Below are 24,608 nucleotides of genomic sequence, written 5' to 3' on the forward strand. Positions count from 1 at the left end.
CAGGCCACATCGCCGGAAACGGGGCGGATGCGACGCGCGTGTCCGCTACGGTTTGCCGCCGTTATGGGTCTGCGGCTCCCGCACCCGCGGGGGTCGACCGCCCGTACTCCTGACCGAAAGGGACCCGCCCCGTGGCTCTCACCCTCTCTCGCATCTCCCGCACCCGTCTCGCCGTGGCCGGTGCCGTGACGGCGGTCCTCGCGGTCGGCGCGCCCGCGGCATACGCCTCGCTGGACGACGGGACGGGCCCGTCGTCCTCGACGGCGGCCACCACGACGGTCACCCGCGGCAAGCCCTTCCACGAGACGCGGCTCTTCTTCGGCACCGAGCGCCCCGACGGCGGCCCCGCCGTCACCGACAAGCAGTTCATGGCCTTCATCGACAAGGAAGTGACGCCCGGCTTCCCCGACGGGCTGACCATCCAGGACGGCCGCGGCCAGTGGCGCGACTCCAACGGCAAGATCGAGCGCGAGCGTTCGTACGAGCTGATCCTGCTGTACCCGACGGCCGAGGAGAAGAAGCGGGACGTCCAGATCGAGGAGATCCGCAGCGATTACGAGAAGGCGTTCGCGCAGGATTCCGTGGCGCGGCTGGATGACAGGACTCGGGTGGACTTCTGAGCGGAGCGGTCGCCGTACGGGCGGCGCCCACACGGGGCGCCGCACCGGAGCTCAGCTGCCCGACGCGGCCTGCGCGGCTGCCTCGATCAACCGCTCGACCTCGTCGATCACCCCGACCAGCGGCTCGCCGCCTGTGCCCGCACGGGCGCCCGCGAGCACGTGGTCCACGCCCCGCAGTCCCGCCCTCTCCAGCAGCCGCTTCTCGTTGGTGACCCACTCGCCGCGCGCGGCGAGCACCGCGTGGGCCGCCTCCATGGCGGCGACGGCGACGGCGCCCGCGACCTCGGTGCGGTGGCCGCGCGGGGCGTTGTTGGCTCGGGCGTACGCAAGACGCATGCGGGCCCGGCCGAGCCAGACGCCGGGGGCCTCGGCGCGCAGGGCGGCCGGGTAGCCGGGGCGGGGCAGCTCGCCCCTGAGGACCTGGTTGACACCGAGCTCGGCCACGACCAAGTAACTGGGAATTCCCGCGAGATGGAACATCAGCGGCTCCCAGCGGAACCGCCCCGCCTCGGCCTCCGCCAGCTCGTGCTCGACGACGTCGAGATCGCGGTAGTGCACGTCGACGCTCCGCCCGTCGACGGTGAGCCAGGCCCCGCCGTTGAAGACACCGCCGCCCCACTCCCCGATCCCGGAGACCTCGCCCTCCCAGCCGACCTTGCGCAACTCGTCGGGGTCGAACGAGGGTCCCCGGTAGTAGACGGCAGTGTCCCAGTCACTCTCGGGCGAATGAGTCCCTTGCGCGCGCGAGCCGCCGAGGGTGACGGCGAGCACGCCGGGAAGGGCCCCGAGCCGGTCGGCGACGTGGTCGAGAAAGGCTTCTTCACTCATGGCGGACTGCACGGACCGACTCCCTCAACGCCCTTGACGATCACGGCTGTCACCGATGGTGAGGTCCCCCACCGTATGGGCCTGGATGACCTGGCCGTGCTGCACTCCACCGCTGATGGAGTTGTGCACGACACTGCCCGATGGCCCGTCATCAGGCCCCAACTCGGCCAGCAGCGCGCGCAACTCCGCGACGGCATCCGGATCGGCAGCCAACCTGCGCCGCAGGCGGGAGCGCCACTCGGCCCGCACGTCATCGGCGACGGCAACATCGCCGGTGTCCCGCGCGGCGACGACCTCGTCCCGCGCCTCCTCCAACTCCCCGGCGACGGCGCCCTCCTCGTCCCCGCTCCCCCGCGAGAAGAGCGCGGCAACCCGCCCCCGCACGCCCTCCCACCCATCGGTCACCATCTGCTGCACGAGCGCGGTCGCCCCCGCAGCGGCCAATGCGGTCAACTCGGCGTCCACCGAGCCCCCTTCCCTCACCGTCTAGATCTGCACGACCTTCACCGTACTGCCCCCGATGCCGTCCGCCGGAGGCCACAGCTCATCAGCTGCGGAACGTCGCTCAGTCGGCTCCAGTAACGCCCCCCACTACCTAGCCCTCGAGCACCCCAGCCACCGCCCCCACCGGATCCACATCCGCCTCCCCCTCCGGCCACCAGTCACCGCCACCCGGCTCACTGAGGTACGGGTACCAGCGGCCGTCCTGGCCGTAGCGGAGTTGGAGGGTGCCCTCCGCGTTGGTGAGGTGGTTGCGGTGGATCGTCATGCGAGGGAGGTCCGCCGCCACCAGGGCGCCGCGGGCGCGGTCGAAGGGGCCCGCCGGGGGGTCCCAGGGGGATTCCAGGGTCGCCAGGCCGTCCTCCGCGCCCTGGCGCCAGGCCGCTGCCGCCCTGGCCAGTTCCTTGGGGGTGCGGTCCACCGAGTCCGCCAGGTCGGTGAACTGGCGGCTGAACGTGCGGCGGCCCGTCAGGCCGGGGTGGGAGGCCGCCAGGCGCACCGCGTCGTGCCAGGGCTCCATCGCCGAGGGGAAAGGGTCCGCTCCCGTCGTCAGGTACGCGTGGGCCCGCGCCGCCGTGTCCGTCACCAGGAACTCCAGCGCCGTCGGGTCGGGGGCACCGGGGGTCGTCGGGAGGACCGGGGGGTCGCCCGGGCGGGACGGGGGTGCGGGTGGGGGCGGGAGGGGAGGGCGGTACGTCGTTGCCAGGGCTTCTCGGGCCAGGGTGCTTGGGAGGGGCGGGGCGGGGGCAGGGGGTTCCGGCTGTGGCTGGGGCTGGGGCTGGGGCTGTTCGTCGCGGGCCTCGTCCCCTTCGGGCACGGTCTGCGCCGCAGCCCCGGTGGGCATTGGCCGCGCCACGGCCTCGGTGGGCGTCGTCGGTTCGGGTGGGGACAGGGGTGGGGGTGGGTCGGCCTCGCGGGGGCGGCCCGCGAGGCCGACGCCCGTCAGCGCCTCCCGCTCCTCCCGCGCCGTCTCCTGCGCGTTGCGGCGCGCCAGTTCGTCGAGGAGGTCCGCCTCCTCGCCGCCGCGCATCAGGAAGAGGACGAAGGGGTCCGCGTCCAGGAGGCGGGCCGTCTGGTAGGTGAGGGCCGCCGCGTGCTTGCAGGGGTTCCCTCGGTCGGGGCAGCTACAGGATGGGGCCAACTCGCGGCCCGCGGGGAGGAGTTGGACCCCGGCCCGGTCCGCTGCCGCCGCCAGCGAGCGCGGCATGTCCTTGTCCAGGAGCGCCGCGATGTGCGCGGGGTCCGCGGCCACCACGTCCAGGAAGCGGGTCCAGTCCTCGGGGGTGAGCGTGCGCAGGCGGAGTTCGGCGCGGTAGGGGCGGGGGCGGCTGCCGTGGACGTACGCGACGATGCGGCCGGGCGCCACCGTGATCGTGTCCACGGAGCCCTCGCGGGCGTAGGCGCGGCCGCGGGCCAGGCGGGCCTGGTCGAGGGCGGTGTCCTCCAGGGCGCGGATCCACGCGTTGCCCCACCAGGTCGCGGCGAACGGGACCTCGGGGTCGGTGTGCGCGGGCAGCGCGGGGAAGACGCGGCCGCTGCCCATCCGGCTCGTCTCGCTCATCCCGCTGGCCCAGCCGAGACCGTGGCCCCGGCGGGAGCCGTCACCCCGAGGGAAGCCCTCGCGGGTGCCTTCGCCGGAGCCTTCGCGCCGCGTCACACCGTCCTCCTCAGCGCCACCAGGTCCGAAAGCTCCGCGTCCGAGAGTTCGGTGAGGGCCACGTCGCCGCCGTCGCCGAGCACCGCGTCCGCCAACGCCTGCTTCGCCGCAAGGAGTTCGGCGATGCGGTCCTCCACCGTGCCCTCCGTGATCAACCGGTGCACCTGGACCGGCTGGGTCTGGCCGATGCGGTAGGCGCGGTCGGTGGCCTGCTCCTCGACCGCCGGGTTCCACCAGCGGTCGTAGTGGATGACGTGGCCCGCGCGGGTCAGGTTCAGGCCCGTGCCCGCCGCTTTCAACGACAACAGGAAGACCGGGACCTCGCCCGACTGGAAGCGGTCCACCATCTCCTCGCGGCGCGCCACCGGCGTTCCGCCGTGCAGGAGTTGGGTGCCGATGCCCCGGGACGAGAGGTGCGCTTCGAGGAGCCGCGCCATCTCCACGTACTGCGTGAAGATCAGGACGGCGCCCGCGCTCTCCGACTCGGTGAGGATCGTGTCGAGGAGTTCGTCGAGGAGTTCCAGCTTGCCCGAGCGGTTCGGGCTCGCTCCGCCGTCCTTCAGGTACTGCGCCGGGTGGTTGCAGATCTGCTTCAGCGCCATCAGGAGCTTCATCACCAGGCCGCGCCGCGCCATGCCGTCCGACGCCTCGATGCGGGCGAGCGTCTCGCGCACCACCGCCTCGTAGAGCGAGGCCTGTTCGCGGGTGAGGGTGACCGGGTGGTCCGTCTCGGTCTTCGGAGGGAGTTCCGGGGCGATGCCGGGGTCGGACTTCTTGCGGCGCAGGAGGAAGGGGCGGACCAGGCGGGACAGGCGCGCCATCGCCTCGTCGTTCTCGGCGTACTCGCCGCCCTCCGCAAGGCGCGCGTACCGGGCGCGGAACGCCTTCAGCGAGCCGAGCAGGCCCGGTGTCGTCCAGTCGAGCAGCGCCCAGAGTTCGGAGAGGTTGTTCTCGACGGGCGTGCCGGTGAGTGCGACGCGGGCCTGCGCGGGGATCGCGCGGAGCGCCTTCGCCGTCGCCGCGTGCGGGTTCTTGACGTGCTGCGCCTCGTCGGCGACCACCAACCCCCAGGTGTGGCCCGCCAGTTCGGTGGCGCTGGTGCGCATCGTACCGTACGTCGTGAGGACGAAGCCGCCCGTCAGGCCGGCCAGGGTGCGGGCCGTGCCGTGGAAGCGGCGCACCGGCACGCCGGGCGCGAAGCGTTCGATCTCCCGCTGCCAGTTGCCGAGCAGCGAGGCCGGGCAGACCACCAGGGTCGGCGCGGTCCCCGCGGCGACGCCGGATCGCGCCCGGTGCAGATGCAGTGCGATCAGCGTGACCGTCTTGCCGAGGCCCATGTCGTCCGCGAGGCAGCCGCCGAGACCGAGGGACGTCATGCGGTCCAGCCAGGCCAGGCCCCGGAGTTGGTAGTCGCGCAGCGTCGCCGTGAGGCCGGGCGGCGGCGCGATCGGCGCGGGGTCGCCCGCGAGGCGCTCGCGCAGTCCGGCGAGCGCGCCGACCGGGACCGCCGGTACCGGGCGGCCCTCCACCTCAGCCGTGCCGGTGAGCGCGACGGACAGCGCGTCCAGCGGGTCGAGCAGGCCGAGGTCCCGCTTGCGCGCCTTGCGTACGAGTTCGGGGTCGACCAGCACCCACTGGTCCCGCAGCCGCACCACGGGCCGGGTGGACTCGGCGAGTTCCTCCATCTCCGCCTCGGTCAGCGTCTCGCCGCCGAGCGCCAACTGCCAGCGGAATTCGAGGAGTTCGTCCGTCTTGAAGAAGTCGAAGTTGTCGGCGGCCGTGCCGGGCGCGGCCCTGACCACGGCCGTCGCGGTCAGGCCGCGCGTCAGCTTCCTCGGCCAGTGCACGGCGACGCCCGCCGCGCCGAGCCGCGCCGCCGCGGCGGCGAGGAGGTCGTTCAACTCCTCCTCGTTCAGGGGGAGTACGTCGGGCCGGGGCCGCGCGAGGAGCCGGGCGAGCGGCGGCCACACGCGGGCCGCGCGGCGGATCGCGAGCAGCGTGTCGACGCGGGCCCGCGGCCCGAAGTGGTCGGCGCCCGACGACCAGAGCAGCGCGGCGTCCGTGACGAGCGTCGGGTCGGCGAGGCTGTGCACCTGCACGACGGCGGCCGCGGGGCTCGCCACGGCGGCACGCGGGACTCGCGGCGCCCCGGCCGCACCCCCGTCGGCCCCGTCGGCCCCGTCGGCCCCGTCACGGTCACCCCCTTCGACACCTTCCGCGTCCGCCCCGTCGAACACCTCGTGCGCCCGTAGGTCCAGCCGCAGCGACACCCGCACCCCGGCGTCCACCCCGGCGGCGACCTCCGCCGCCCACTCGTGCACGGCCGGGCCGCGCAGCCGCTGGGGCGCGCGGGCCGCGAAGGGCGCGCCGACCGCGTACGCCGCCGCCGGTGTGCGCGGCAGGACGTCCACCACCGCGTCGACGAAGGCCCTGACCAGCGCGAACGGCTCCGGCACCCGGAGCGGCCCGGCGCCCGGCAGCGGCACGGCGTGCGCCTCCGCGGGCAGCGCGGCGGCGATCCCCCGCAGCTGCCTGACGTCCGACTCGTCCAGCGGTCCCGCCCGCCACGCGTCCAGGTCCCCCGCGGCGAGCCCCGGCAGCAGTCTGCCGCGCGCGGCCAGGTGCAGCGCGTGCCGGGCCGCGGCGGCCCAACAGGCTCCGGCGGGGTGCGGGTGCGCGGTGCGCAACAGGAGCGGGACGGCGTCGGCCACGGGCAGCAGGAGCGCGTGGACGGTCCTGGCCCTGGCGCCCTTGCCGTGCTTGCGCGCGACGATGAGTTCCTCTTCCCGTGCGGCAGGGAGTTCGTCCCGTACGGGAGCGTGCTCTTCACGGGCGGCAGACAGCTCGTCACGCACGGAGGGCTGTCCCTCACGCACGGCGGAGCGCCCGTCACGCACGGAGGGCTGCCCCTCACGCACGGCAGAGCGCCCGTCACGCACGACAGCACGCCCCCCACGTACGGCAGAACCCCCTCCCCGTACGCCGGAGAGCGCGGCAAGCCCCTCCCCCCAGAAAGCGACCCGCCCCTCCCTCGGCACCTCCCCCGGCAGGAAGACCGCGGCGCAGCCACGCACCAGCGCCTCCGCGGCCGCAGGCCCCGCAGGCCACGCCGTCCCGTCCGCCGCCGCCATCCCGTTCAACCTCTGTTCGGCTCGTGCTCAGCCTCTGCTCGTTCCCCGCACGCCACCCTAGGCCAGACTCGGGCGGCCCTTCCCCGACGCCGGGCAGAGTCCGGGTAGGAAAGTTTCCTAACAATAATCCTCCCACCTCCTTGACGCGGTCATGGCATGTCGCCAGGATTCCTCGGGACGGCCCCGCACCACCCCCACCGGCACCCCCAAGCCGATCTAGGAGACGGACATGCCGCCCACCCCACGCACCTCGAATTCCCCTGCCCACAAAGCCCGTTGGGGCATCCCCGTCGCGGCGGGCGGTGCGCTCGCCCTGATCGGCGGCGTGCTCCTCTGGTCGCCCGCCGGAGAGGCCGACGCCACCCCGAAGGCCGCGCCCAGGGCCGCGTTCACCGCGGTCGCCGCCGGTGACATCGCCGAACAGTGCACGTCGAGCAGCAGCAGCTGCAAGCACCCGAAGACGGCGGCCCTGGTCAAGCAGATCAACCCGTCGTTCGTGATGACCATGGGCGACAACCAGTACGACGACGCGCGTCTGAAGGACTTCCAGAAGTACTACGACAAGTCCTGGGGAGCCTTCAAGAGCAAGACCAAGCCCGTCCCCGGCAACCACGAGACGTACGACCCGGCGGGCGCCCTCAAGGGCTACAAGTCCTACTTCGGGTCCGTCGCCTACCCCGACGGCGAGAGCTACTACAGCTTCGACCAGGGCAACTGGCACTTCATCGCGCTCGACTCCAACAGCTTCGACGACGACGAGCAGATCGACTGGCTCAAGGACGACCTCGCCGCCAACTCCAAGAAGTGCGTGGCCGCCTACTGGCACCACCCCCTCTACTCCTCGGGCGAGCACGGCAACGACCCGGTGAGCCGCCCGGTGTGGAAGCTGCTCTACGACAACAAGGCCGAGCTGGTCCTGAACGGCCACGACCACCACTACGAGCGGTTCGCCCCGCAGAACCCGGACGGCAAGGCCGACGCCAACGGCATCGTCGAGCTGCTCGGCGGCATGGGCGGCGCCAATCCGTACGACATCGAGGAAGTCCAGCCCAACAGCCAGAAGCGGATCACCGACACCTTCGGCGTCGTCAAGCTGAACTTCACCGACACCGGCTTCTCCTGGAACCTCGTCGCCACGGACGGCTCCACGAAGGACACCAGCCCGAACTACACCTGCCGCTGAGGCCGTCGGGAGCACCGCGATGTACCTCGCATCCACCGGCGCCCTCGCCCAGGGCGACCCGGCCGCCAAGGCCCCGGAGCAGTCCGAGGTCCGACGCGGCCGGGTCGCGGGGCCCGTCCTCGCGCTCGGCGCCGTCAGCCTCGTCACCGACATCTCCTCGGAGATGGTCACCGCCGTCCTGCCGCTCTACTTCGTCCTCCAACTCGGCCTCTCCCCGCTCCAGTTCGGCTTCCTGGACGGGCTCTACAACGGCGTGACCGCCCTGGTTCGCCTCGCGGGCGGATACGCCGCGGACCGGGGCGGTCGGCACAAGCTCGTGGCGGGCGGCGGCTACGCCCTCTCCGCGCTCTCCCGGCTCGGGCTGCTGCTCGCGGGCGGCGCCACCGCGGGCATCGGCGCGGCGCTCGCCGCCGACCGCGTCGGCAAGGGCGTGCGGACCGCGCCGCGCGACGCGCTGATCTCGCTGAGCAGTCCGCCCGACGCACTCGGCCGCGCCTTCGGCGTGCACCGGGCGATGGACACCACGGGCGCGCTGCTCGGGCCGCTCGCCGCGTTCGCGCTCCTGTGGGCGACGGCGGACGCGTACGACGCCGTGTTCGTGGTCAGCTTCTGCTTCGGGCTGCTCGGCGTACTGATGCTGATGGCGTTCGTCCCGAGCCGGCCGCACCAGCACACCGGCGCCCCGGCCCGGCCCGTGGCCAAGCCCCCCGGCAAGGCGCTCGACCTGCTGCGCGTGCCCGCCTTCCGGCGGATCCTCGGTGCCGCGGCCCTGCTCGGCGCGGCCACCATCGGCGACGCGTTCCTCTACCTCCTCCTCCAGCGGCGGCTCGACTTCGCCATCTCGTGGTTCCCGCTGCTCCCACTCGGCGCCGCCGCGGTCTACCTGCTGCTCGCGATCCCCGCGGGGCGGCTGGCCGACCGCACCGGGCGGCGCGTGCCGTTCCTCGCCGGGCACGCGGCCCTGCTCGGCGGGTACGTCCTGCTGCTCGCGCCCACCGAAGGATGGCCCCTGCTCATCGGCGTACTCCTGCTGCTCGGCGTCTTCTACGCCGCGACGGACGGGGTCCTGATGGCCCTGGTCACCCCCGTCGTGGCCCCCGAACGCCGGGCCAGCGGCATGGCCGTACTCCAGACCGGACAGGCCATCGCCCGGCTGGTCGCCGCCGCCGGATTCGGCGCCGCGTGGACGCTGTGGGGCGTGGCACCCGCGCTGACCTGCGCGTGCGTCGCGCTCACCGCGGCGCTCGCCGGGGCGGCCGTCCTGCTCCCCCGAACCGAGAGGCAGGCATGACCTCGCTCCCCTCCGCACCCTCCGCTCCCTCCCCGCCCTCCGCGGGACCGCGGTCGCTGCGCGCCCGGATCGTCGCCGTCGCGGTGGCCGCCGCCGTTCTCGCGGGCGTCGCCGTGGCGTACACCCTGCACGCCTCCCAGCGCGCCCAGTCGGCCGACACCGCATCGGAGTTCGGCCTCGACCAGGGTCACCTCTACTTCCGCAGCACCGAAGCGGGCGCGGGCCGGGTCGCCCGCCTGCCCGCACCGGACGGGGCGGCCCGCAAGGCCGGGACCACCCGCGCCTCGACCACCTCCCGCAAGGACGCCCGCACCACGGGAGGCCCCTCCTGCGAGCGCTTCTACGCCGCCGCGGGCACCGGCCTCTGCCTCCAGCGCCGCGCCGGGATCCCGCCCAAGTCGTACGCCGTCGTCCTGGACGAGCACCTGCGCGAGAAGCGCCGCATCGCGCTCACCGGCATCCCCAACAGGGCGCGCGTCTCGGCGTCGGGCCGGATGCTGTCCTGGACGATGTTCGCCACCGGCGACTCCTACGCGGGCTCGTCCTTCTCCACCCGCACCTCGATCCTCGACACCCGCACCGGCTACCTGATCAAGAACATGGAGGAGATCCCCCTCACCGTCGAAGGCCGCCGCTACCACGCGCCCGACGTCAACTACTGGGGCGTCACCTTCGCCGACGACGACAACCGCTTCTACGCGACCGTCTCGACCAAGGGCAAGACCTACCTCGTGCGCGGCGACATGAAGAAGTGGGCGGCGACCGCGCTGCGCACGAACGTCGAATGCCCCTCCCTCTCCCCCGACAACACCCGCATCGCCTTCAAGAAGCGGGTGCGCGAGGGGACTCGGGACCCGTGGCGGCTGTACGTGCTGGACCTGCACACCATGCGGGAACACCCGTTGGCGGAGCGGCGCAGCGTCGACGACCAGGCCGCCTGGCTGGACGACGGCACCCTGGCGTACGCCCTGCCGGGCGAGGGCGGGCGCAAGCAGGACATCTGGTCGACGCCCGCCGACGGCTCGGGAGAGCCCACGCTGCGGGTACGGGGCGGGAGTTCACCGGCGGCGGTGCGCTGATCCTCATACGAAGCTGATCCTCATACGAAAATGAGGTGCGGCCGCCGTCCGCCGCACCCCACGATCACTCCATGACCACTGACCGGACCGTCGTGCCCACCCTCTTCCCGCCTCCCGGATACGCCCACGCCGCCGTCGTCGAAGCCGGTACCCGCCTCGCCTTCATGGCGGGTTCCGTCCCGCTGGACCCCGAGGGCAAGCTCGTCGGCGAGGGTGACGTGGCGCGCCAGACCGAGCAGGTGATCGCCAATCTCGACGAGGCGCTGCGCGCGGTCGGCAGCGACCTGTCGCAGGTCGTGGCCAGCACGGTGTACGTGGTCAGCACCGAACCCGCCCTGCTGAGCGAGGCGTGGGAGGTGGTCCGCGGGACCGACCTGCACGCGGGCCCGCACACCTCGACGCTGCTCGGCACGGCCTGCCTGGGCTACCCGGGCCAGCTGGTGGAGATCACCGCCACCGCGGTGGTCCCCGACGGACCCCGGGCCGAGGAGGCGGCGGCCGCCGTGGACGACGTCGCCCTGCGCCTGGCCACCGAGGCCGACGGCGCGGCCGTCGCCGACGTCTATCTGCGCTCCTTCGACGCCGCCCTGCCGAGCGTGCGCAGGGCCCACTCCGCCGCCGCGGTGCGGGAGTTCTTCCAGCACGTCGTCGTGGTGCGCGGCAGCACCTGGATCGCGGAGGCCGGGGGCGAGGCCGTCGGCATGATGGTGCTCGACGGCGACGAGCTGAGCCAGCTCTACCTCGCCCCCGAGTGGCGGGGGCGAGGCATCGGCGACCGGTTCGTGGCACTGGCCAAGGAGCGGTGCCCGGCGGGGCTCTGGCTCCGTACGTTCCAGGTCAACGGCCCGGCGCACCGCTTCTACGAACGCCACGGCTTCGTGGCGACCGAGCGGACGGACGGCTCGGGCAACGAGGAGCGCGAGCCGGACGTCCGCTACGACTGGCGCCCGTAGCGCAGCCGTTCCCTAGCTCCCTAGCTCCCTAGCTCCCTAGCTCCCTAGCTCCCTAGCTCCCTAGCTCCCTAATTCTCTAGCTCTCTATCCCCTGGCCCTGCTCGCCAGTCCGAGCGCGTACTGCGGCCACCACTGCCCGGCCCTCGGCCCGCCCCTGCACGTCCCGTCGGACTCGCCCGGCCGCTTGATCCACAGATAGGCGTCGAGCGCGGGGACGCCGGTGCGCGCGGTGGGCGGGGTGCCGAGGGCGCGGCCCGGCGGATTGCACCAGGCGAGATCGCCCCGGAAGGGGCCGTTGCCGTTGCGGCTGGTGTCGATGACGAAGTGCTTGCCGCCGCCGAGGGCCCCGGCGAGCCGGTGGCCGTAGTCCGAACTCACCTTGTTGGTCAGGTAGTTGGACACGTTGAGCGCGAACCCGTCGGCCCGTGCCACACCGGCCCTGCGCAGCGGGGCGACCAGTCGGCGCGGGTCGGGGATCCATCCTGCGTTGCCCGCGTCGAGGTAGACCCTCGTGTGCGGCTGGCGCTTGAGGCGCTGGACCGCGTGGGCGAGCAGGCCGTAGCGCTCGCGCGCGTTCGCCCCGCGGCACCCCGCCACCAGCTGGGCCACGGCGTCCGGTTCGACGATCACGTACGCGCTCCGGTTGCCGAGCCCCCTGGCGAATCCGTCGATCCACCGCCGGTACTGGGCGGCGTCGCGCGCGCCGCCCGATGAGTACGCGCCGCAGTCGCGGTGCGGGATGAAGTAGGCGACGAAGACCGGGGTGCGCCGGGCCCTGGCCGCGGCGCCGACGTGCGAGCGCACGACGGATTCCGCGCCGTCCCTGTTCAGCCAGACGGCCTGCGGGCGCCCGGCGATGCGCTCGATGAGGCGGGCCTGCCCGGTACGTCCCTGCCGCCGCCACGTGGTGGCCTGGCGGGCCGCGGCGCTGTAGGGGTCGACCCAGAAGGCGGGCGCGGCGGCAGCGGCGGGCGCGGGCGCGGGCTCCCCCGCGCCCGCCGCGCTCTCCTGACCACACCCGGTCGCCACCGCGCCCAGCAGGAGGGCGCCGATGAGCAGGGACCGGGTGAGGCGGGAGCCGCGGGGGCGGCGGGCGCGGGCGGGTGGTCGGGACACCGGGCGGCTCCAGGGCTCGGCGCCGGACCTGCCCGGCGCGTTTCCCGGAGTGTGCGGCGACCTCGCCGCCCCGGCGGCCCGTTCCCGGCCGGGTCGGCGCCGGTGCCCCCGAAAATCACTCCGACGGCGGGGTGAGGGCCCAAGTGGGTCCCCCTGGCGGGGGTTTGACCGCCTGTCGGCGGGGCGACGATTGCAGCCGGTGCGAGGCCAATCCCCAGCCCGTCCGGCGCTTGAGGACGAACACGGCGAAGCCGGTGACAACACCCACCACGGGCGAGTTCGGCCAGACGTTCAAGCCCGTCCGGCGCTTGAGGACGAACTCGGCGGAGCCGGTGATGACACCCACCACGGGGGAGTTCAGCCAGACGTTCAAGCCCGTCCGGCGCTTGAGGACGAACACGGCGAAGCCGGTGACGACACCCGCCACGGGAGACCTCGACCAGACCCCCTAGCCCGTCCGGCGCTTGAGGACGAACTCGGCGGAGCCGGTGATGACACACCCGCCACAAAAGACTTCAGCTGGGCCGGAACCGATCCGTCGCCGAGACCAACTCCTCCGCGACCCCCCGCGCCCCCGCGTTATGCCCCGCGTCGTCCACGAGGATCAACTCACTGCCGGACCACGCCCGCTGGAGCCGCCACGACGTACCGAGGAGGTTCCCGAAGTCCAGGCTCCCCTGCACCATCACCCCGGGGATGCCCGCGAGCGAGGGCGCGTCCCGCAGGACCACCTCGTCGCCGCCCAGCCAGTGGTCATGGGCGAAGTAGTGCGTGACCGTGCGCGCGAAACCGGCCCGGAACGCCGCGTCCTCGTAACGCGGCACCGACCTCGGCGGAGCGGGCTCGCACGCCGTCTCCCAGTCCGTCCAGGACCGGGCGGCCCGCGCGCGGACCTCGGGGTCCGGCGATTCGAGGAGGCGGTTGTAGGCCGCGGCCAGATCCCCGTCCCGCTCCCCCTCCGGCACCCCGGCACGGAACGTCTCCCACGCCTCGGGGAAGATCCGCCCGAGCCCCCGCGTCAGGAGACCCACCTCGGCGCGGCTGCCCGTGGCGACGCCCGTGAGGACCAGTTCCGAGACCCGGTCGGGATGCGTCTGCGCGTACCGAAGGCCCAGGACGGACCCGAAGGAGACGCCCCACACCAGCCACCGCTCGACGGCCAGGTGACGCCGCAGCAGCTCCAGGTCGGCGAGCAGGTGCTTCATCGTGTTGACGCCCATGTCAGTCGCCGGATCGCTCGCGGGCGGCGTGGACCGGCCCGCGCCGCGCTGGTCGAGCAGGACGATCCGGTACGCGTCGGGGTCGAAGTACCGGCGGAAGAAGGGCGTGCAGCCCGATCCGGGGCCGCCGTGCAGCACCACCGCCGGCTTGCCGAGCGGATTGCCGCAGACCTCCCAGTACACGCGGTTGCCGTCGCCGACGTCGAGCATGCCGTGGTCGTAGGGTTCGATGTCCGGATAGAGGCCCATCGCGGCACCCTAACCGGCCCCGGGGTCAGTCCGCCTTCGCGTTTCGCATCCGCCCGTAGGCGTACACGCAGCCCGCGAGCGCCAGGTCGGAGAGCAGCATGAAGCCGATCGAGTACGAGTCCTTCGCACTGTAGATCGCCCCCATGACCAGCGGCGGTACGAAGCCGCCGAGACCGCCGACCGCGCCCACGATGCCCGTCACCGAGCCGACCTGCGGCTGCGGGGTGACCTGCGCGACGAGCGCGAAGACGCTGCCGCTCGCGGTGCCGAGGCCCGCCGCCATCACCAGGAAGCTGAGGGTGCCCACCGGGCTCAGTGTCGGGTCGAAAGCCTGCACGACGGCGAAGAGGGCGACGACCGCGAGGGCGAAGGCGGTGACCGTGGCCGGGTGGATCCGGTCGGACAGCCAGCCGCCGATCGGCCGGAAGACCACGGTGACGAGCGCGAAGCCCGCCGCCTTGGTCCCGGCGTCCGTGGGCGACAGGTCGTACCAGGTCTTGAGGTAGGTGGGCAGGTACACCCCGAAGGCGACGATGCCGCCGAAGCCGATCGCGTAGAGCGCGGACAGCTCCCAGGTGACCCGCAGCCGCCCCGCCTGCCCGAGCCGGGTGCCGAGGGACGTGGTGGGCACGGGCCGGTCGGGGCGGTCGCTGATGAGGAAGACGGAGAGCAGCGCGAAGGCGGCGAGCGCGATCGCCACGACGACGTACGGAAGGTTCTCGCCGTGCTCGGCGATGCGCGGCGTGAAGTATCCGGAGAGCGCCACACCGCCCATGCCCATCCCGAAGACACCGATGGCGAAGCCCCGGTGGGCGGGTGGGAACCAGGAGTTGACCAGCGGGACGCCGATCGCGAACGTCGTCCCGCCGAGGCCGAGCAGGAAGGCGACGGCGAGCATCGTGCCGTAGCTGCCCCTGGCCGGGATGATCAGCAGCACCGGGACGATGGTGAGCGCCGAGACCAGCGGAAACATCAGCCGGGCGCCGTAGCGGTCGGTGAGCGCGCCGACCGGGACGCGGCCGAGCGAGCCGACGATCACGGGCACGGCGACCAGCAGCGACTGCTGGAAGGAGCTCAGCCCGAGCCGGTCCTTGAAGTCACTGCCGAGCGGCGCGATCAGGTCCCAGGCCCAGAAGGTCAGTGTGAAGCCGACGGTGGCCACGACCAGATTGCGGTACGCGGCGGCGGAGGGCTTGACTGCCGGAGTGTCGTCCACGCCCTCACGCTAGGAAGCGCCGCCCGCCCCGGCCCCCTCTGCTGGGCCGTCCGGGCGTAGGCCCGCCGCCGAGGCCGCGTCGCGCAGCACGTCCCGCAGCATCTCGGGGGTGAGGCGGCCGGTGAACGTGTTGCGCTGGCTGACGTGGAAGCAGCCGAAGAGGTCCAGGGGCGCGGCGCCGCCGTCCAGCGTGACCCGCGCCCCGTGGCCGAACGTGGGGCGGGGCCTCGGCACCGTCCAGCCCGCCTCCGCGAACGCGGGCAGCGCGGCCTGCCAGCCGAAGGCGCCGAGCACGATCACGGCCCTGAGCCGCGGCGCCAGCAGCCGCAGTTCGCCCACGAGCCAGGGGCGGCAGGTGTCGCGCTCCTCCGGAGTCGGCTTGTTGGCGGGCGGCGCGCAGTGCACGGGTGAGGTGATGCGGGTGCCGTGGAGGGTCAGGCCGTCGTCGGCGCTCTCGGCGGTGGGGCGCGAGGCGAGGCCGACGTCGTACATCGCCCGGTAGAGGACGTCGCCCGAGCGGTCGCCGGTGAACATCCGCCCGGTGCGGTTGGCGCCGTGCGCGGCGGGCGCGAGGCCGATGATGAGGAGCGAGGCGTCGTGCGGGCCGAAGCCGGGCACGGGCCGCCCCCAGTACTCCTGGTCGGCGAAGGCCGCGCGCTTGGTGCGCGCGACCTCCTCGCGCCAGTCGACGAGACGCGGACAGGCACGGCAGTCGGTCAGCCTCGCGTCGAGCTCGCCCAGCCCCTCCCTCTCCTCCATGTCCTCCGTGTCCTCCATGCCTCCACCGTACGTACGCTCACGTCACCGCGGCCCCCAGCGCCACGAACCCGCAGATCAGCAGGAACAGGATCGCGAGCAGCGGCCAGACGAACCGCAGGTACTTGTCGTAGCCGACCTTCGCCAGGGCCACCCCGCCGATGGTCACGGCGGTCGTCGGCACCCACAGGTTCATCCAGCCGCTGGCCGCCTGCCAGGCCGTGACGACGACCGCGCGCGAGACGCCCGCGAAGTCGGCGAGCGGGGCGAGGATCGGCATGGCGAGCGTCGCGTGGCCCGACGTGGAGGGGATCAGGAAGGCGAGCGGCAGGTTCACGACGAAGACGATGACGGCGAAGATCCCGGACGAGGTGCCCTTGACGACGCCCTCGATGGAGTGGAGCACGGTGTCGGTGATCTTCGAGTTGTTCATGATCGTCGTGACGCCTCGGGCCAGCAGGATGACGAGCGCGGGCGAGACGAAGTCGGCCGCGCCCTGGATGATCGTCGAGCTGAGCTTCTGCTCGCCCATCCGCGCGACGACCCCGACCAGGACCGCGGCGCAGAGGAAGAGCGCCGCCAACTGCGGGAAGGACCAGCCCAGTTCGAATCCGTACGGCTTCGCGTCCGCCTTGCCCGTGAGCGCGCTCGACCAGGGCACCACCGAGAAGATCATGAAGGCGAAGACGAGCCCCGTCGCGACGAGCACCGCCTTGTGCAGCCCGGTCAGCCCCGGCACCTCGTCCGTCTCGGTGGCGGACTGCTCCCTGTCGCCCGGCAGGAACCCGGACAGGGAGCGCTCGGGATCCTTGCGTACGCGCTTCGCGTACCGGATGACGTACGCGATCGTGACGCCCGTGAGGACGATCCACATCGCGAAGCGCAGCACGATGCCGTCGCCGAGCGAGATGTCGGCGGCGGACGAGGCGACGCCCGTCGCGAAGGGGTTGACCGTCGAACACAGGACGCCGACGCCCGCGCCGAGGATGATCGCGCCGACCGCGGTCATCCTGTCGTAGCCGAGGGCGAGCATCAGCGGCACGATCAGGCCGTAGAAGCCGAGGGTCTCCTCGGCGAAGCCCTCCACCGTGCCGAGGACGGAGAAGACGGCCATGACCCCGGCGATCAGCAGCGCCCCGCGCTCGCGAAGGCGGTGCGCGAGCCGCCCGATGCCGCGGTCCAGGGCGCCGGTCGCGAAGACCACGGTGATGAAGGAGCCGATGGCGAGCACGAAGAGGAAGACGCCCGCGCTGCCGTACAGCGCGCCGACGTTGTCCGGCGCGACCAGGGACGTCTTCTCGTCCTGGATGCCGTAGAGGCCGTTGACCGGGGAGAGGAAGAGGTCGCCCAGACGGTCGACGAAGGACTGCCCGGAGTCGACGCGGTGGTAGGTGCCCTCCACGGGGGCGCCGGAGCCGTTGCGGTCGTACTGCCCTGAAGGGATGAGGAAGGCGAGCAGCCAGACGGCGACGGTGACGATCGCGAGGACGGTCAGCGCGCTGGGAAAGGTGAACTTCCCCTTGCGCGGCGGCTCTTCGGCGCCGGTCTCGCGCTCCGCCTCCGTGGCGCTCACGCGCCGCCTCCCGGCCGGTGGTCCGCGGCGAACTCACGGACGAACGCGCACATCGCGACGACCGTGTTGCGCAGCTCGGAGAAGAGGACGCGCTCGTTCGGGGCGTGCAGGTTGCACATGCTGTCCTGCGCCCCGAACAGCAGCACCTCGGCGCCGGGCGCCGCCTTCGCGAGGCCGTTGACCAGCGGGATGGATCCGCCGGTCGCGACGTACGAGGCGTCCTCGCCCCAGCCCTCCTTCAGCGCGGCGAGCGCGGCGCGGTAGGCGGGCCCGCCGGTGGCGGCCTCGTAGCCGGGCCCGGTGTCGCCGGGCGTGACGGTGAGCGGCACCCCGAAGGGCCTGAGCGAGCGCAGGTGGTCGACGAGCCTGCCCCGCGCCTCCTGCGGGTCCTGGCGCGGGTGGAAGCGGAGGTTCAGCTTGGCGCGGGCGTAGGGGACGACGGCCGAGGCCGCGTGCTCGACGCTCGGCGCGTCCAGGCCGATGACGGTGATCGCGGGCCCGCTCCACAGCCGCTCGCCGAGGCTGCCGCTGCCGATCAGCGGCACGCCCTCGCGCACCCCCGCGAGATCGCGGAACTCCTCCTCGGTGTACGTCGTGCCGTCCCACTCCTCGCGCCGCAGCCCCTCGACCGCGACGTCCCCGTGCACGTCGTGCAGCGTGCCGAGCGCCTTGAGGAGCACGAGGAGCGCGTCGGGCGCGGCGCCCCCGAACTCCCCGCTGTGGCGCGGCTCGTCGAGCGTCCTGACCTCCACGACCACCTCGCAGGCGCCGCGAAGGCCGGTGGTGAGGGTCGGGGTGCCCGGCCTGAGGTTGCCGAGGTCGGCGATGACCATCGCGTCGCACGCGAACCGCTCGGGGTCGCTGGGCGGATAGTCGTCGAAGGCGCTGCCGTACTCCTCCTGCCCCTCGATGACGATCTTGATCCCGACCGGCGGCCGCCCTCCGTACGCCCGCAGCATCCCGAGGTGCGCGATGACGTTCGACTTGTCGTCCGCGATGCCCCGGGCGCGCAGACCGCCCTCGACCGGGGTCGGCTCGAACGGCGGCGACTGCCAGAGCGCCTCGTCGCCGGGCGGCTGGACGTCGTAGTGCCCGTACAGCAGGACGGTGGGCGCGTCGGGGGTCGGGGGCAGGATCTCGCCGTAGATCACCGGGGCGGTGTCGGGCAGATCGAGGCGCTCGACGTGCGGGACTCCGGCGTCCCGCAGCAGCCCGGCCAGCAGGTCGTGCGCCTCCTCCACAGGGCCCGCGGGGAAGCCGGGGAAGGAGATCGAGGGGATCGCCGCGAGCCGTTCGAGGTCGGCGCGCAACCCGTCCATCAGACCGTCGACAGTGGCTTCGAGCTTCATGGGCAGCACCCCTGGGAGTCGTGTCCGGACCGTTTTGTCGTGATGGGTCCGAATTATCGGCGGCGGGGGTCAGCGGTTTCCGGACGGCTCGCCGGGAGCCGACGATGCCGCTCCGCGGCCGGACTAAGGTCGGTGCATGGCTTCGGAGACTTCAGGCGGTGGCGGACAGGGCGGCGGGCACGGCGGTGGCCACGGCGGCGCACCGGGCAGCGGCCGAGCGGGCGGGGAATCCGTACGCGTCGACAGCTGGATCTGGGCCGTCCGCCTCGTCAAGACCCGCTCCAGCGGCGGCGCCGCCTGCAAGGGCGGCCACGTGCGGGTCAACGGCGAGCGGGTCAAGCCGTCGTACGGCGTGCACGTCGGCGACGAGGTGCGGCTTCGCCAGGCGGGCGGCCGGGAGCGGGTCGTGATCGTGAAGCGCCTGATCCGCAAGCGGGTCGGTGCGCCGGTGGCCGTCGAGTGCTACGTGGACAACAGCCCGCCGCCCCCGCCCCGCGAGGCGGTCGCCCCCGCGGGCGTACGCGACAGGGGCACCGGCCGCCCCACGAAGCGGGACCGCCGCGAGATGGAGCGGTTGCGCGGCGCGGAGGGCTGAGGCGCCCCGGGCGAAGGGCGCGGGGCTCACGAGCGGGCGCGCAGGCGGGCGATCAGCTCGACGGTCCTGTCGCGGCGCGCCCAGGCGATCCAGGCGAGGAACGGGATCAGGACCAGCGGCGTGGCCGCGTTCTCCCCGCCGAGCGCGGTGACGGTCACGACGAACGCGCCGATCATGAGGCCGATGAACGCCGTGGCGGCGAGCGAGGACAGCAACGGGATCAGCAGCGCGATGCCGCCGAGCAGTTCGAGGGCGCCGATGGTGTACATGCCGGGCGCGCCCCAGCCGAGCTTGTCGAAGGACTCGACCGCCGTCGGATGCGCGATCAGCTTGGGCACGCCGCTCGCGACGCCGAAGAACACGGCGAACAGGACCTGGAAGGTGCGCAGCGCGATGCGGTGGGCGCGGCCGCGGGCGGGGGACGCGGTGGCTGCGGCGACGGTGGTGGCGGTGCTGGCCATGAGGGGCTCCTGATGCGCGGGGGTCGTCGTGCTGTCAAAGAGGTAGACCGACCCGCGGCACCGAACTCATCGCTCCGACAAGGAACTTCTCCCGCCGGTACCGGCACGATCCGCCGCTGCCACCGCCCCTTCCCCGCAGGTTCCTACACCGGCACCGCCCGCACCCACGTCCCGTCGTCCGTCAGGTACGTGTCGACCTTCAGGCCCGCCTCCGCCAACGCCTCCTCGAACTGTGCCGTGGTGAGCGGACGGGCGCGGAACGTCTGGGTCCAGACGGCGTCGGGGAAGACGTACTCCGCGCGGACCTCGTTCACGCCGTCGCCGACCGGGTCCGCCGACACGATCCGGATGGTGTAGCCGCCCGGATCGACGCGCTCCCTCGGCAGGTTCGTGTGGTAGTCCGCGCCCTCCCGCTGGATCAGCACACACCCGTCGTCCGTGACGTGGTTCCGGCAGGTCCGCAGCAGTCCGCGCCGCACCGCCACGTCGCCGTTGTGCACCAGGAACGACGCGAGCATCACCACGCCGAACCTCTCTTCCAGGTCCAGCTTCTCGATCGGGCTGCGGACCGTACGCACCCCGCCGTCGAGCTCGGCGACCTTCGCCAGCATCTCGGCCGACTCGTCCACGGCCGTCACCCGGAAACCCCGGGCGAGCAGCGGACGGGTCACCCGCCCCGCGCCGCTGCCCAGTTCGAGAATGTGCGCCCCGGACGGCACGGCCCCGGCGATGACGTCGGGCTCCTCCCCGACGGACAGGCGCGCGTACAGCTCGACCGCGCAGCCGTCCGGCGTGATCGCGCCGGGGCCCGTCCCCTCATATCCCTCACGCATCTCCACACCCATGCCCCGCCAACGAAGCGCCCGCGCGGCCCGTTCCCGCCTCCCCGGCCGACCCGCCTCCTACAGCGAGAACCAGCCATGCCCTCCGTACCAGTGCCCACCGGACCGCAAATGGTCGCCGACCGCCCGCTCCACCGTGGTGCGCCTGGGCAGCCGGTCCACGGCGAGGTCGCGGTCGCCGAAGACGAAGCCGACCGGAGTGCTGTCGTCCGGATCCTGCCCATAGCCGTCGGCCGGGTGGAATCGGTCCTGGAAGCGGACGATGTTCGAATCCGCGGGCAGGTAGCGCCTCAGCTGCGGATCGAGCAGCCAGGAGTGGCACACGGCTGTCTCATATCGTTCCTCGGGGAAGTGCCGCGCGAAGAACTCCCGCGCCAGATCGAGGGAGCGGTCACAGGCCTCGGGGCTCAACGGCCCCCGGTAGTCGGTGATGTGGAGGTTGAGACAGGGGTCCCCCGGGCCCACCACGCGCCCGGCACCACCACCAGCACGAGCACCAGCTCGGGCCACCGCGCCACCCATCCGCTCCCCCAGCACGGCCCGCTGGAACTGGAGCCGCCCCAGTTGATAGAGCTCGCCCCGGAAATGCAGCCCGTTCCAGCCCGGCACGAGCAGGCCACGGCCGCCGCGCGCCCTGCGGTGCACGGCCAGGTGCCGACCGAGGTCGGCGAGCGTGCGGCGCGACACCTCATCGGGTATGCCCCGGCCCCGGTGGTACTCCCGCGCGTACGGCAGCGCCGCGACATAGACGTACACGAAGAAGCAGCGCCCGAGCTCCCCGAGCCCGTCGGGCAGCACCGGGAACTCCGGGGTGCCACCGGGCTTCCCCATGTCGCGTACGAGCGCGTCGACGCAGCGGTCGAGCAGCCGCCGCGCCTCCTCGTCCTCCCACAGCCGGTCGCGCAGCGCCACCAGACCGTTGACGTCCTCGTGCGGGACGGCGAGGTCGAGCAGCGTCTCCGGGAGCTCGTCGGCCTCCGGAAGCACCGCCCGCGCCGGTGGCCCGCCCGCGCTCTCCATGCCCCCGAGCCAGCCCGCGAGCTGTTCGTCGGCCCGCAACGCCTCCAGCACGTTCTCACCCTCTTACCCTGGAAGGAGGAGATGACCTCTCATGAGCCGCATCCTGAAGCGCACAGGCAGTGAACCGGTGACCGCGCGCAGCCCGCTGCGCATGCGCCTCTGGTTCAGCGTATGGGGTCTGATCTGGGCGGCGTTCGGCACGACCGTCTTCGCGCTCACCGGGCGCACGGGGTGGGCGGTGGCCTGCGGCGTGCTCTGCCTGGTGGTCGTCACCGATCTGGCCGTGGTCGTGCGCCGTCTGCGACAGGGCCCGCACTACCAGCCGGGCCGCGACATCCCGCCGTACGAACCGCCGAGGACGCCGCCCGGCACGTCCTAGCCCGCGCCGTCGCCCTCGTCGCGGCGCGTCGTGCCGTCCTCGCGGCGCGCGCCGTCGTCGAACCGCGCGGCCGCCAGGTACTCCGGCTGCGGGTCCAACGCGGCCGCGAGCCGGAAATGGCGCCGCGCCTGCTCCTGGCGCGAGCCGCGCTCGTAGGTGCGGGCGAGCGCGAAGTGCGCGAACGCGTTGTCCGGCTCGCGCTCCAGGACGATGCTGAACTCCAGCTCGGCGGCGCGCAGTTGCGCGGCGGCGAAGAAGGCGCGCGCCCGGAGCAGCCGGGCCGCGGTGTTCTCGGGGTGGGCGGCGATGACCGTGTCCAGGAGCTTCACCGCACCACGCGGATCCCGCGCGGCCAGGAGCTGCTCCGCCGCACGGAAGTCGATGACGTGCGTCTCCGGGGTGATGTCAGGCACGCTGCATTCCTTCCCTCTCTCACCGGCCTCAACGCCCGCCGCGGTCCCGCCTATTCCACCCCGCGCACGGAGAACGGTCAGAGCGCGACGACCACCAGCACGGCGCCCAGCACGACCAGCGCCAGCCCCGCGCCCACGAAGGCCCGGTCGAGCCCCGTGCGCTCGCCGCCGAGCAGCACCGTCTCGCGCGGGTCCTCGGTGTCGTACGCGAGGCGCACCCGGTCGCCCGACGCGAGCGGTCTGCGCCGGGTGGAGGGGACGGGCGAGACGACCTCGACGACCCGCCCGTCCACCGTCTCGAACTGCAACGTGGGCCGCTCGGCACCCGGTGGCGCGGCCTTGACCAGGGCCTGCGCCACGGCTCCCGCGGCGCTGATGCGCCGGGTCTGCCGCAGGCCGTACGCGCCCGCGAGGACCGCGACAAGACCACCGAACGCCGTCAGCGCCGCGAGTACGACCACCGCCCGCCTCCCCTACGCCCTGCCGCCGCACCCCTACGACTACTGCTACGACTCTTGCCGCGCCCGCCGCGCGAGGTCCTCCCAGACCGCGCCCACCCGCTCGGCGAGCCCGTCGATCGGCCCGTCGTTGTCGATGACGACGTCCGCGATCTCCAGGCGCTTCTCGCGCGTGGCCTGCGCGGCCATCCGCGCGCGGGCGTCGTCCTCGCTCATGCCGCGCAGCCGCACCAGGCGGTCCAGCTGGGTCTCGGGGCTCGCGTCGACGACGACCACCAGGTCGTACAGCGGCGCGAGGCCGTTCTCCGTGAGCAGCGGCACGTCGTGCACGACCACCGCGACACCGGACGCGGACTCCTCGAGCTCGGCGGAGCGGGCGCCGACGAGGGGGTGCACGATCGCGTTCAGTACGGCGAGCCTCTCCGGGTCGGCGAAGACGATGCCACCCAGCTTCGGACGGTCCAGCGAACCGTCCGGGGCGAGCACCTCCCGCCCGAAAGCCTCAACGACCGCCGCCAGACCCGGAGTTCCCGGTTCCACCACCTCACGGGCGATCTTGTCCGCGTCGATCAGGACGGCACCGCGCGCCACGAGCAGCCGCGACACCTCACTCTTGCCGGCGCCGATACCGCCGGTCAGGCCCACCTTCAGCATGACCGGCAGCTTAGGCCCTGCCCTTACGCGTCGCCCTCCCGCTCGGCGAGGAAGCGTTCGAATTCACGGCCGATCTCGTCGGCGGAGGGGATGTCCATCGGCTCGGCGAGCATGTTGCCCCGCTCCTGGGACCCGGCCGCCGCGTCGTACTGATGCTCAAGTCCTTGGACGAGCGCGACGAGCTCCTCGTCGCCCTCCTGGATCTGCCGGTCGATCTCGGTCTGGGTGCGGTGCGCCTCGGTGCGCAGTCCGTGCGCGACGCCGGGCAGCACCAGACCGGTGGCGGCGGTGATCGCCTCCAGGACGGTGAGGGCCGCGTCCGGGTACGCGGAGCGCGCGATGTAGTGCGGCACGTGCGCGGCCACGCCGAGCACGTCGTGGCCCGCCTCGAGGAGGCGGTACTCGACCAGGGAGGCGGCGCTGCCGGGCACCTGCGCCTCGTCGAAGGGGCTGCGGTGGCCCGGCACCAGGTCGGTGCGGTTGCCGTGCGGCGTGAGGCCGACGGGGCGGGTGTGCGGCACGCCCATGGGGATGCCGTGGAAGTTCACCGAGAGGCGCACGCCGAGCCGCTCGACGACCTCCTTGACGGCCGCGGCGAACCGCTCCCACTCGATGTCGGGCTCGGGCCCGGAGAGCAGCAGGAAGGGCGCTCCCGTGGCGTCCTGGACGAGGCGCACGTCGAGCGTGGGCACCTCGTAGTCGGTCCAGCGGTCGCGCCGGAAGGTGAGCAGCGGGCGGCGGGCGCGGTAGTCGACGAGCCGGTCGTGGTCGAAGCGCGCCACCACCTGCCCGGGGAGGCTGTCCGTGAGCCGCTCGACGATCTGGTCGCCGGTTTCGCCCGCGTCGATGTATCCGTCGAAGTGGTAGAGCATGACAAGACCGGCCGACTCCTGGGCGAGCGCCATGTCGACGACGGCGAGGCCCTTCGGCTCCCATGCGTACAAACCCTGCGGATCAAGCACTGTGACCGCTCCTCCTCGTGTTCGTAAAGAAGAACGCACGGGACGACATGGGCATTCCCGCCCGCGTCCCTTCACAGCGACTTCTCACCCGCCCTTAAGGCC

Annotated in this window: 25 protein-coding genes and 1 pseudogene; 8 read left to right on the forward strand and 18 right to left on the reverse strand. The window is 73.1% G+C overall.

Going from position 1 to position 24,608, the window contains the following annotated elements; genetic code table 11:
* Nucleotides 1-131: 131 nt before the first annotated feature.
* A complete protein-coding gene (locus tag KY5_RS09705) occupies nucleotides 132-620 on the forward strand; it encodes a DUF3574 domain-containing protein (protein WP_098241849.1) in 489 nt (162 codons plus the stop codon).
* A 51-nt stretch (nucleotides 621-671) separates the two neighbouring features.
* Here the strand turns inward: KY5_RS09705 and KY5_RS09710 are convergent, their stop codons facing one another.
* The 4 genes from KY5_RS09710 to KY5_RS09725 all read right to left on the reverse strand — a co-directional run bounded on the left by KY5_RS09710 (nucleotide 672) and on the right by KY5_RS09725 (nucleotide 6,737).
* Nucleotides 672-1,448 (reverse strand): nucleotidyltransferase domain-containing protein, encoded by a 777-nt coding sequence (locus KY5_RS09710; RefSeq protein ID WP_098247148.1) that lies wholly within the window; start codon nucleotides 1,446-1,448, stop codon nucleotides 672-674.
* A gap of 24 nt (nucleotides 1,449-1,472) precedes the next feature.
* Nucleotides 1,473-1,913: a hypothetical protein gene (locus KY5_RS09715; protein ID WP_098241850.1), complete on the reverse strand. Its 441-nt coding sequence runs from the start codon at nucleotides 1,911-1,913 to the stop codon at nucleotides 1,473-1,475.
* A 130-nt stretch (nucleotides 1,914-2,043) separates the two neighbouring features.
* Nucleotides 2,044-3,606: an SWIM zinc finger family protein gene (locus tag KY5_RS42930; RefSeq protein WP_324961191.1), complete on the reverse strand. Its 1,563-nt coding sequence runs from the start codon at nucleotides 3,604-3,606 to the stop codon at nucleotides 2,044-2,046.
* The gene (locus KY5_RS09725; RefSeq protein WP_098241851.1) at nucleotides 3,603-6,737 is read right to left on the reverse strand and encodes a DEAD/DEAH box helicase; all 3,135 of its coding nucleotides are present in this window, start codon (nucleotides 6,735-6,737) and stop codon (nucleotides 3,603-3,605) included. The genes KY5_RS42930 and KY5_RS09725 overlap by 4 nt, the downstream gene beginning before the upstream one ends.
* A 229-nt stretch (nucleotides 6,738-6,966) precedes the next feature.
* Between KY5_RS09725 and KY5_RS09730 the strand changes: the two genes are divergently transcribed.
* From KY5_RS09730 to KY5_RS42490, 5 genes and pseudogenes are all read left to right on the forward strand, one after another.
* Complete coding sequence (locus KY5_RS09730) at nucleotides 6,967-7,920, forward strand: metallophosphoesterase family protein (protein WP_098241852.1); 954 nt, start codon at nucleotides 6,967-6,969, stop codon at nucleotides 7,918-7,920.
* Nucleotides 7,921-7,939: 19 nt separating this feature from the next.
* Nucleotides 7,940-9,211, forward strand: coding sequence for an MFS transporter (locus tag KY5_RS09735; protein ID WP_098241853.1), 1,272 nt, complete (start codon nucleotides 7,940-7,942; stop codon nucleotides 9,209-9,211).
* Nucleotides 9,208-10,290, forward strand: a complete 1,083-nt coding sequence (locus tag KY5_RS09740) for a hypothetical protein (RefSeq protein WP_098241854.1) — start codon at nucleotides 9,208-9,210, stop codon at nucleotides 10,288-10,290. The genes KY5_RS09735 and KY5_RS09740 overlap by 4 nt, the downstream gene beginning before the upstream one ends.
* 164 nt (nucleotides 10,291-10,454) lie before the next feature.
* Nucleotides 10,455-10,697 (forward strand): annotated as a pseudogene (locus KY5_RS43220) (RidA family protein); the annotation flags it as partial.
* Nucleotides 10,698-10,793: 96 nt separating this feature from the next.
* Nucleotides 10,794-11,243 carry a GNAT family N-acetyltransferase gene (locus tag KY5_RS42490; RefSeq protein WP_234363157.1) on the forward strand — a complete coding sequence of 150 codons (450 nt, stop codon included), beginning with the start codon at nucleotides 10,794-10,796 and terminating at the stop codon, nucleotides 11,241-11,243.
* An 84-nt stretch (nucleotides 11,244-11,327) separates the two neighbouring features.
* Here the strand turns inward: KY5_RS42490 and KY5_RS09750 are convergent, their stop codons facing one another.
* From KY5_RS09750 to KY5_RS09780, 7 genes are all read right to left on the reverse strand, one after another.
* A complete protein-coding gene (locus KY5_RS09750; protein WP_098241856.1) occupies nucleotides 11,328-12,359 on the reverse strand; it encodes a glycoside hydrolase family 6 protein in 1,032 nt (343 codons plus the stop codon).
* A gap of 115 nt (nucleotides 12,360-12,474) precedes the next feature.
* Entirely contained in the window at nucleotides 12,475-12,786 is a 312-nt protein-coding gene (locus KY5_RS09755) for a hypothetical protein (RefSeq protein WP_098241857.1), read from the reverse strand.
* 88 nt (nucleotides 12,787-12,874) lie between these two features.
* Complete coding sequence (pip, locus tag KY5_RS09760) at nucleotides 12,875-13,828, reverse strand: prolyl aminopeptidase (RefSeq protein WP_098241858.1); 954 nt, start codon at nucleotides 13,826-13,828, stop codon at nucleotides 12,875-12,877.
* A 25-nt stretch (nucleotides 13,829-13,853) separates the two neighbouring features.
* Nucleotides 13,854-15,044 (reverse strand): nitrate/nitrite transporter, encoded by a 1,191-nt coding sequence (locus tag KY5_RS09765; protein WP_098241859.1) that lies wholly within the window; start codon nucleotides 15,042-15,044, stop codon nucleotides 13,854-13,856.
* A gap of 9 nt (nucleotides 15,045-15,053) precedes the next feature.
* Entirely contained in the window at nucleotides 15,054-15,821 is a 768-nt protein-coding gene (locus KY5_RS09770) for a uracil-DNA glycosylase (protein ID WP_234362676.1), read from the reverse strand.
* A 19-nt stretch (nucleotides 15,822-15,840) separates the two neighbouring features.
* Entirely contained in the window at nucleotides 15,841-17,373 is a 1,533-nt protein-coding gene (locus tag KY5_RS09775) for a YfcC family protein (protein WP_098241860.1), read from the reverse strand.
* Entirely contained in the window at nucleotides 17,370-18,722 is a 1,353-nt protein-coding gene (locus KY5_RS09780) for a M20/M25/M40 family metallo-hydrolase (RefSeq protein ID WP_098241861.1), read from the reverse strand. Before KY5_RS09780 ends, KY5_RS09775 begins: the two co-directional genes overlap by 4 nt.
* A gap of 136 nt (nucleotides 18,723-18,858) precedes the next feature.
* Here KY5_RS09780 and KY5_RS09785 point away from each other — a divergent pair, with 136 nt between their 5' ends.
* On the forward strand, nucleotides 18,859-19,317 hold the full coding sequence (locus KY5_RS09785; RefSeq protein WP_098241862.1) for an RNA-binding S4 domain-containing protein: 459 nt from the start codon (nucleotides 18,859-18,861) through the stop codon (nucleotides 19,315-19,317).
* Between the two features lie 26 nt (nucleotides 19,318-19,343).
* Here KY5_RS09785 and KY5_RS09790 read toward each other — a convergent pair whose 3' ends face one another.
* From KY5_RS09790 to KY5_RS09800, 3 genes are all read right to left on the reverse strand, one after another.
* On the reverse strand, nucleotides 19,344-19,778 hold the full coding sequence (locus tag KY5_RS09790; protein WP_098241863.1) for a DoxX family protein: 435 nt from the start codon (nucleotides 19,776-19,778) through the stop codon (nucleotides 19,344-19,346).
* 143 nt (nucleotides 19,779-19,921) lie between these two features.
* Complete coding sequence (locus KY5_RS09795) at nucleotides 19,922-20,611, reverse strand: class I SAM-dependent methyltransferase (protein WP_098247151.1); 690 nt, start codon at nucleotides 20,609-20,611, stop codon at nucleotides 19,922-19,924.
* 69 nt (nucleotides 20,612-20,680) lie between these two features.
* Complete coding sequence (locus KY5_RS09800) at nucleotides 20,681-21,607, reverse strand: acyltransferase domain-containing protein (protein WP_098247152.1); 927 nt, start codon at nucleotides 21,605-21,607, stop codon at nucleotides 20,681-20,683.
* 124 nt (nucleotides 21,608-21,731) lie between these two features.
* Here KY5_RS09800 and KY5_RS09805 point away from each other — a divergent pair, with 124 nt between their 5' ends.
* Nucleotides 21,732-22,019 carry a DUF6343 family protein gene (locus tag KY5_RS09805; protein WP_098241864.1) on the forward strand — a complete coding sequence of 96 codons (288 nt, stop codon included), beginning with the start codon at nucleotides 21,732-21,734 and terminating at the stop codon, nucleotides 22,017-22,019.
* Here KY5_RS09805 and KY5_RS09810 read toward each other — a convergent pair.
* The 4 genes from KY5_RS09810 to KY5_RS09825 all read right to left on the reverse strand — a co-directional run bounded on the left by KY5_RS09810 (nucleotide 22,016) and on the right by KY5_RS09825 (nucleotide 24,506).
* Nucleotides 22,016-22,432: a tetratricopeptide repeat protein gene (locus KY5_RS09810; RefSeq protein ID WP_098241865.1), complete on the reverse strand. Its 417-nt coding sequence runs from the start codon at nucleotides 22,430-22,432 to the stop codon at nucleotides 22,016-22,018. The genes KY5_RS09805 and KY5_RS09810 overlap by 4 nt on opposite strands.
* A 77-nt stretch (nucleotides 22,433-22,509) precedes the next feature.
* Nucleotides 22,510-22,893, reverse strand: a complete 384-nt coding sequence (locus KY5_RS09815; RefSeq protein ID WP_098241866.1) for a DUF3592 domain-containing protein — start codon at nucleotides 22,891-22,893, stop codon at nucleotides 22,510-22,512.
* A gap of 45 nt (nucleotides 22,894-22,938) precedes the next feature.
* Nucleotides 22,939-23,544: a dephospho-CoA kinase gene (gene coaE / locus KY5_RS09820; protein ID WP_098241867.1), complete on the reverse strand. Its 606-nt coding sequence runs from the start codon at nucleotides 23,542-23,544 to the stop codon at nucleotides 22,939-22,941.
* 23 nt (nucleotides 23,545-23,567) lie between these two features.
* Nucleotides 23,568-24,506 (reverse strand): PAC2 family protein, encoded by a 939-nt coding sequence (locus KY5_RS09825; RefSeq protein WP_098241868.1) that lies wholly within the window; start codon nucleotides 24,504-24,506, stop codon nucleotides 23,568-23,570.
* Nucleotides 24,507-24,608: the final 102 nt, after the last annotated feature.

The sequence above is a fragment of the Streptomyces formicae genome (assembly GCF_002556545.1).
GTDB classification, from domain to species: Bacteria; Actinomycetota; Actinomycetes; order Streptomycetales; family Streptomycetaceae; genus Streptomyces; species Streptomyces formicae_A.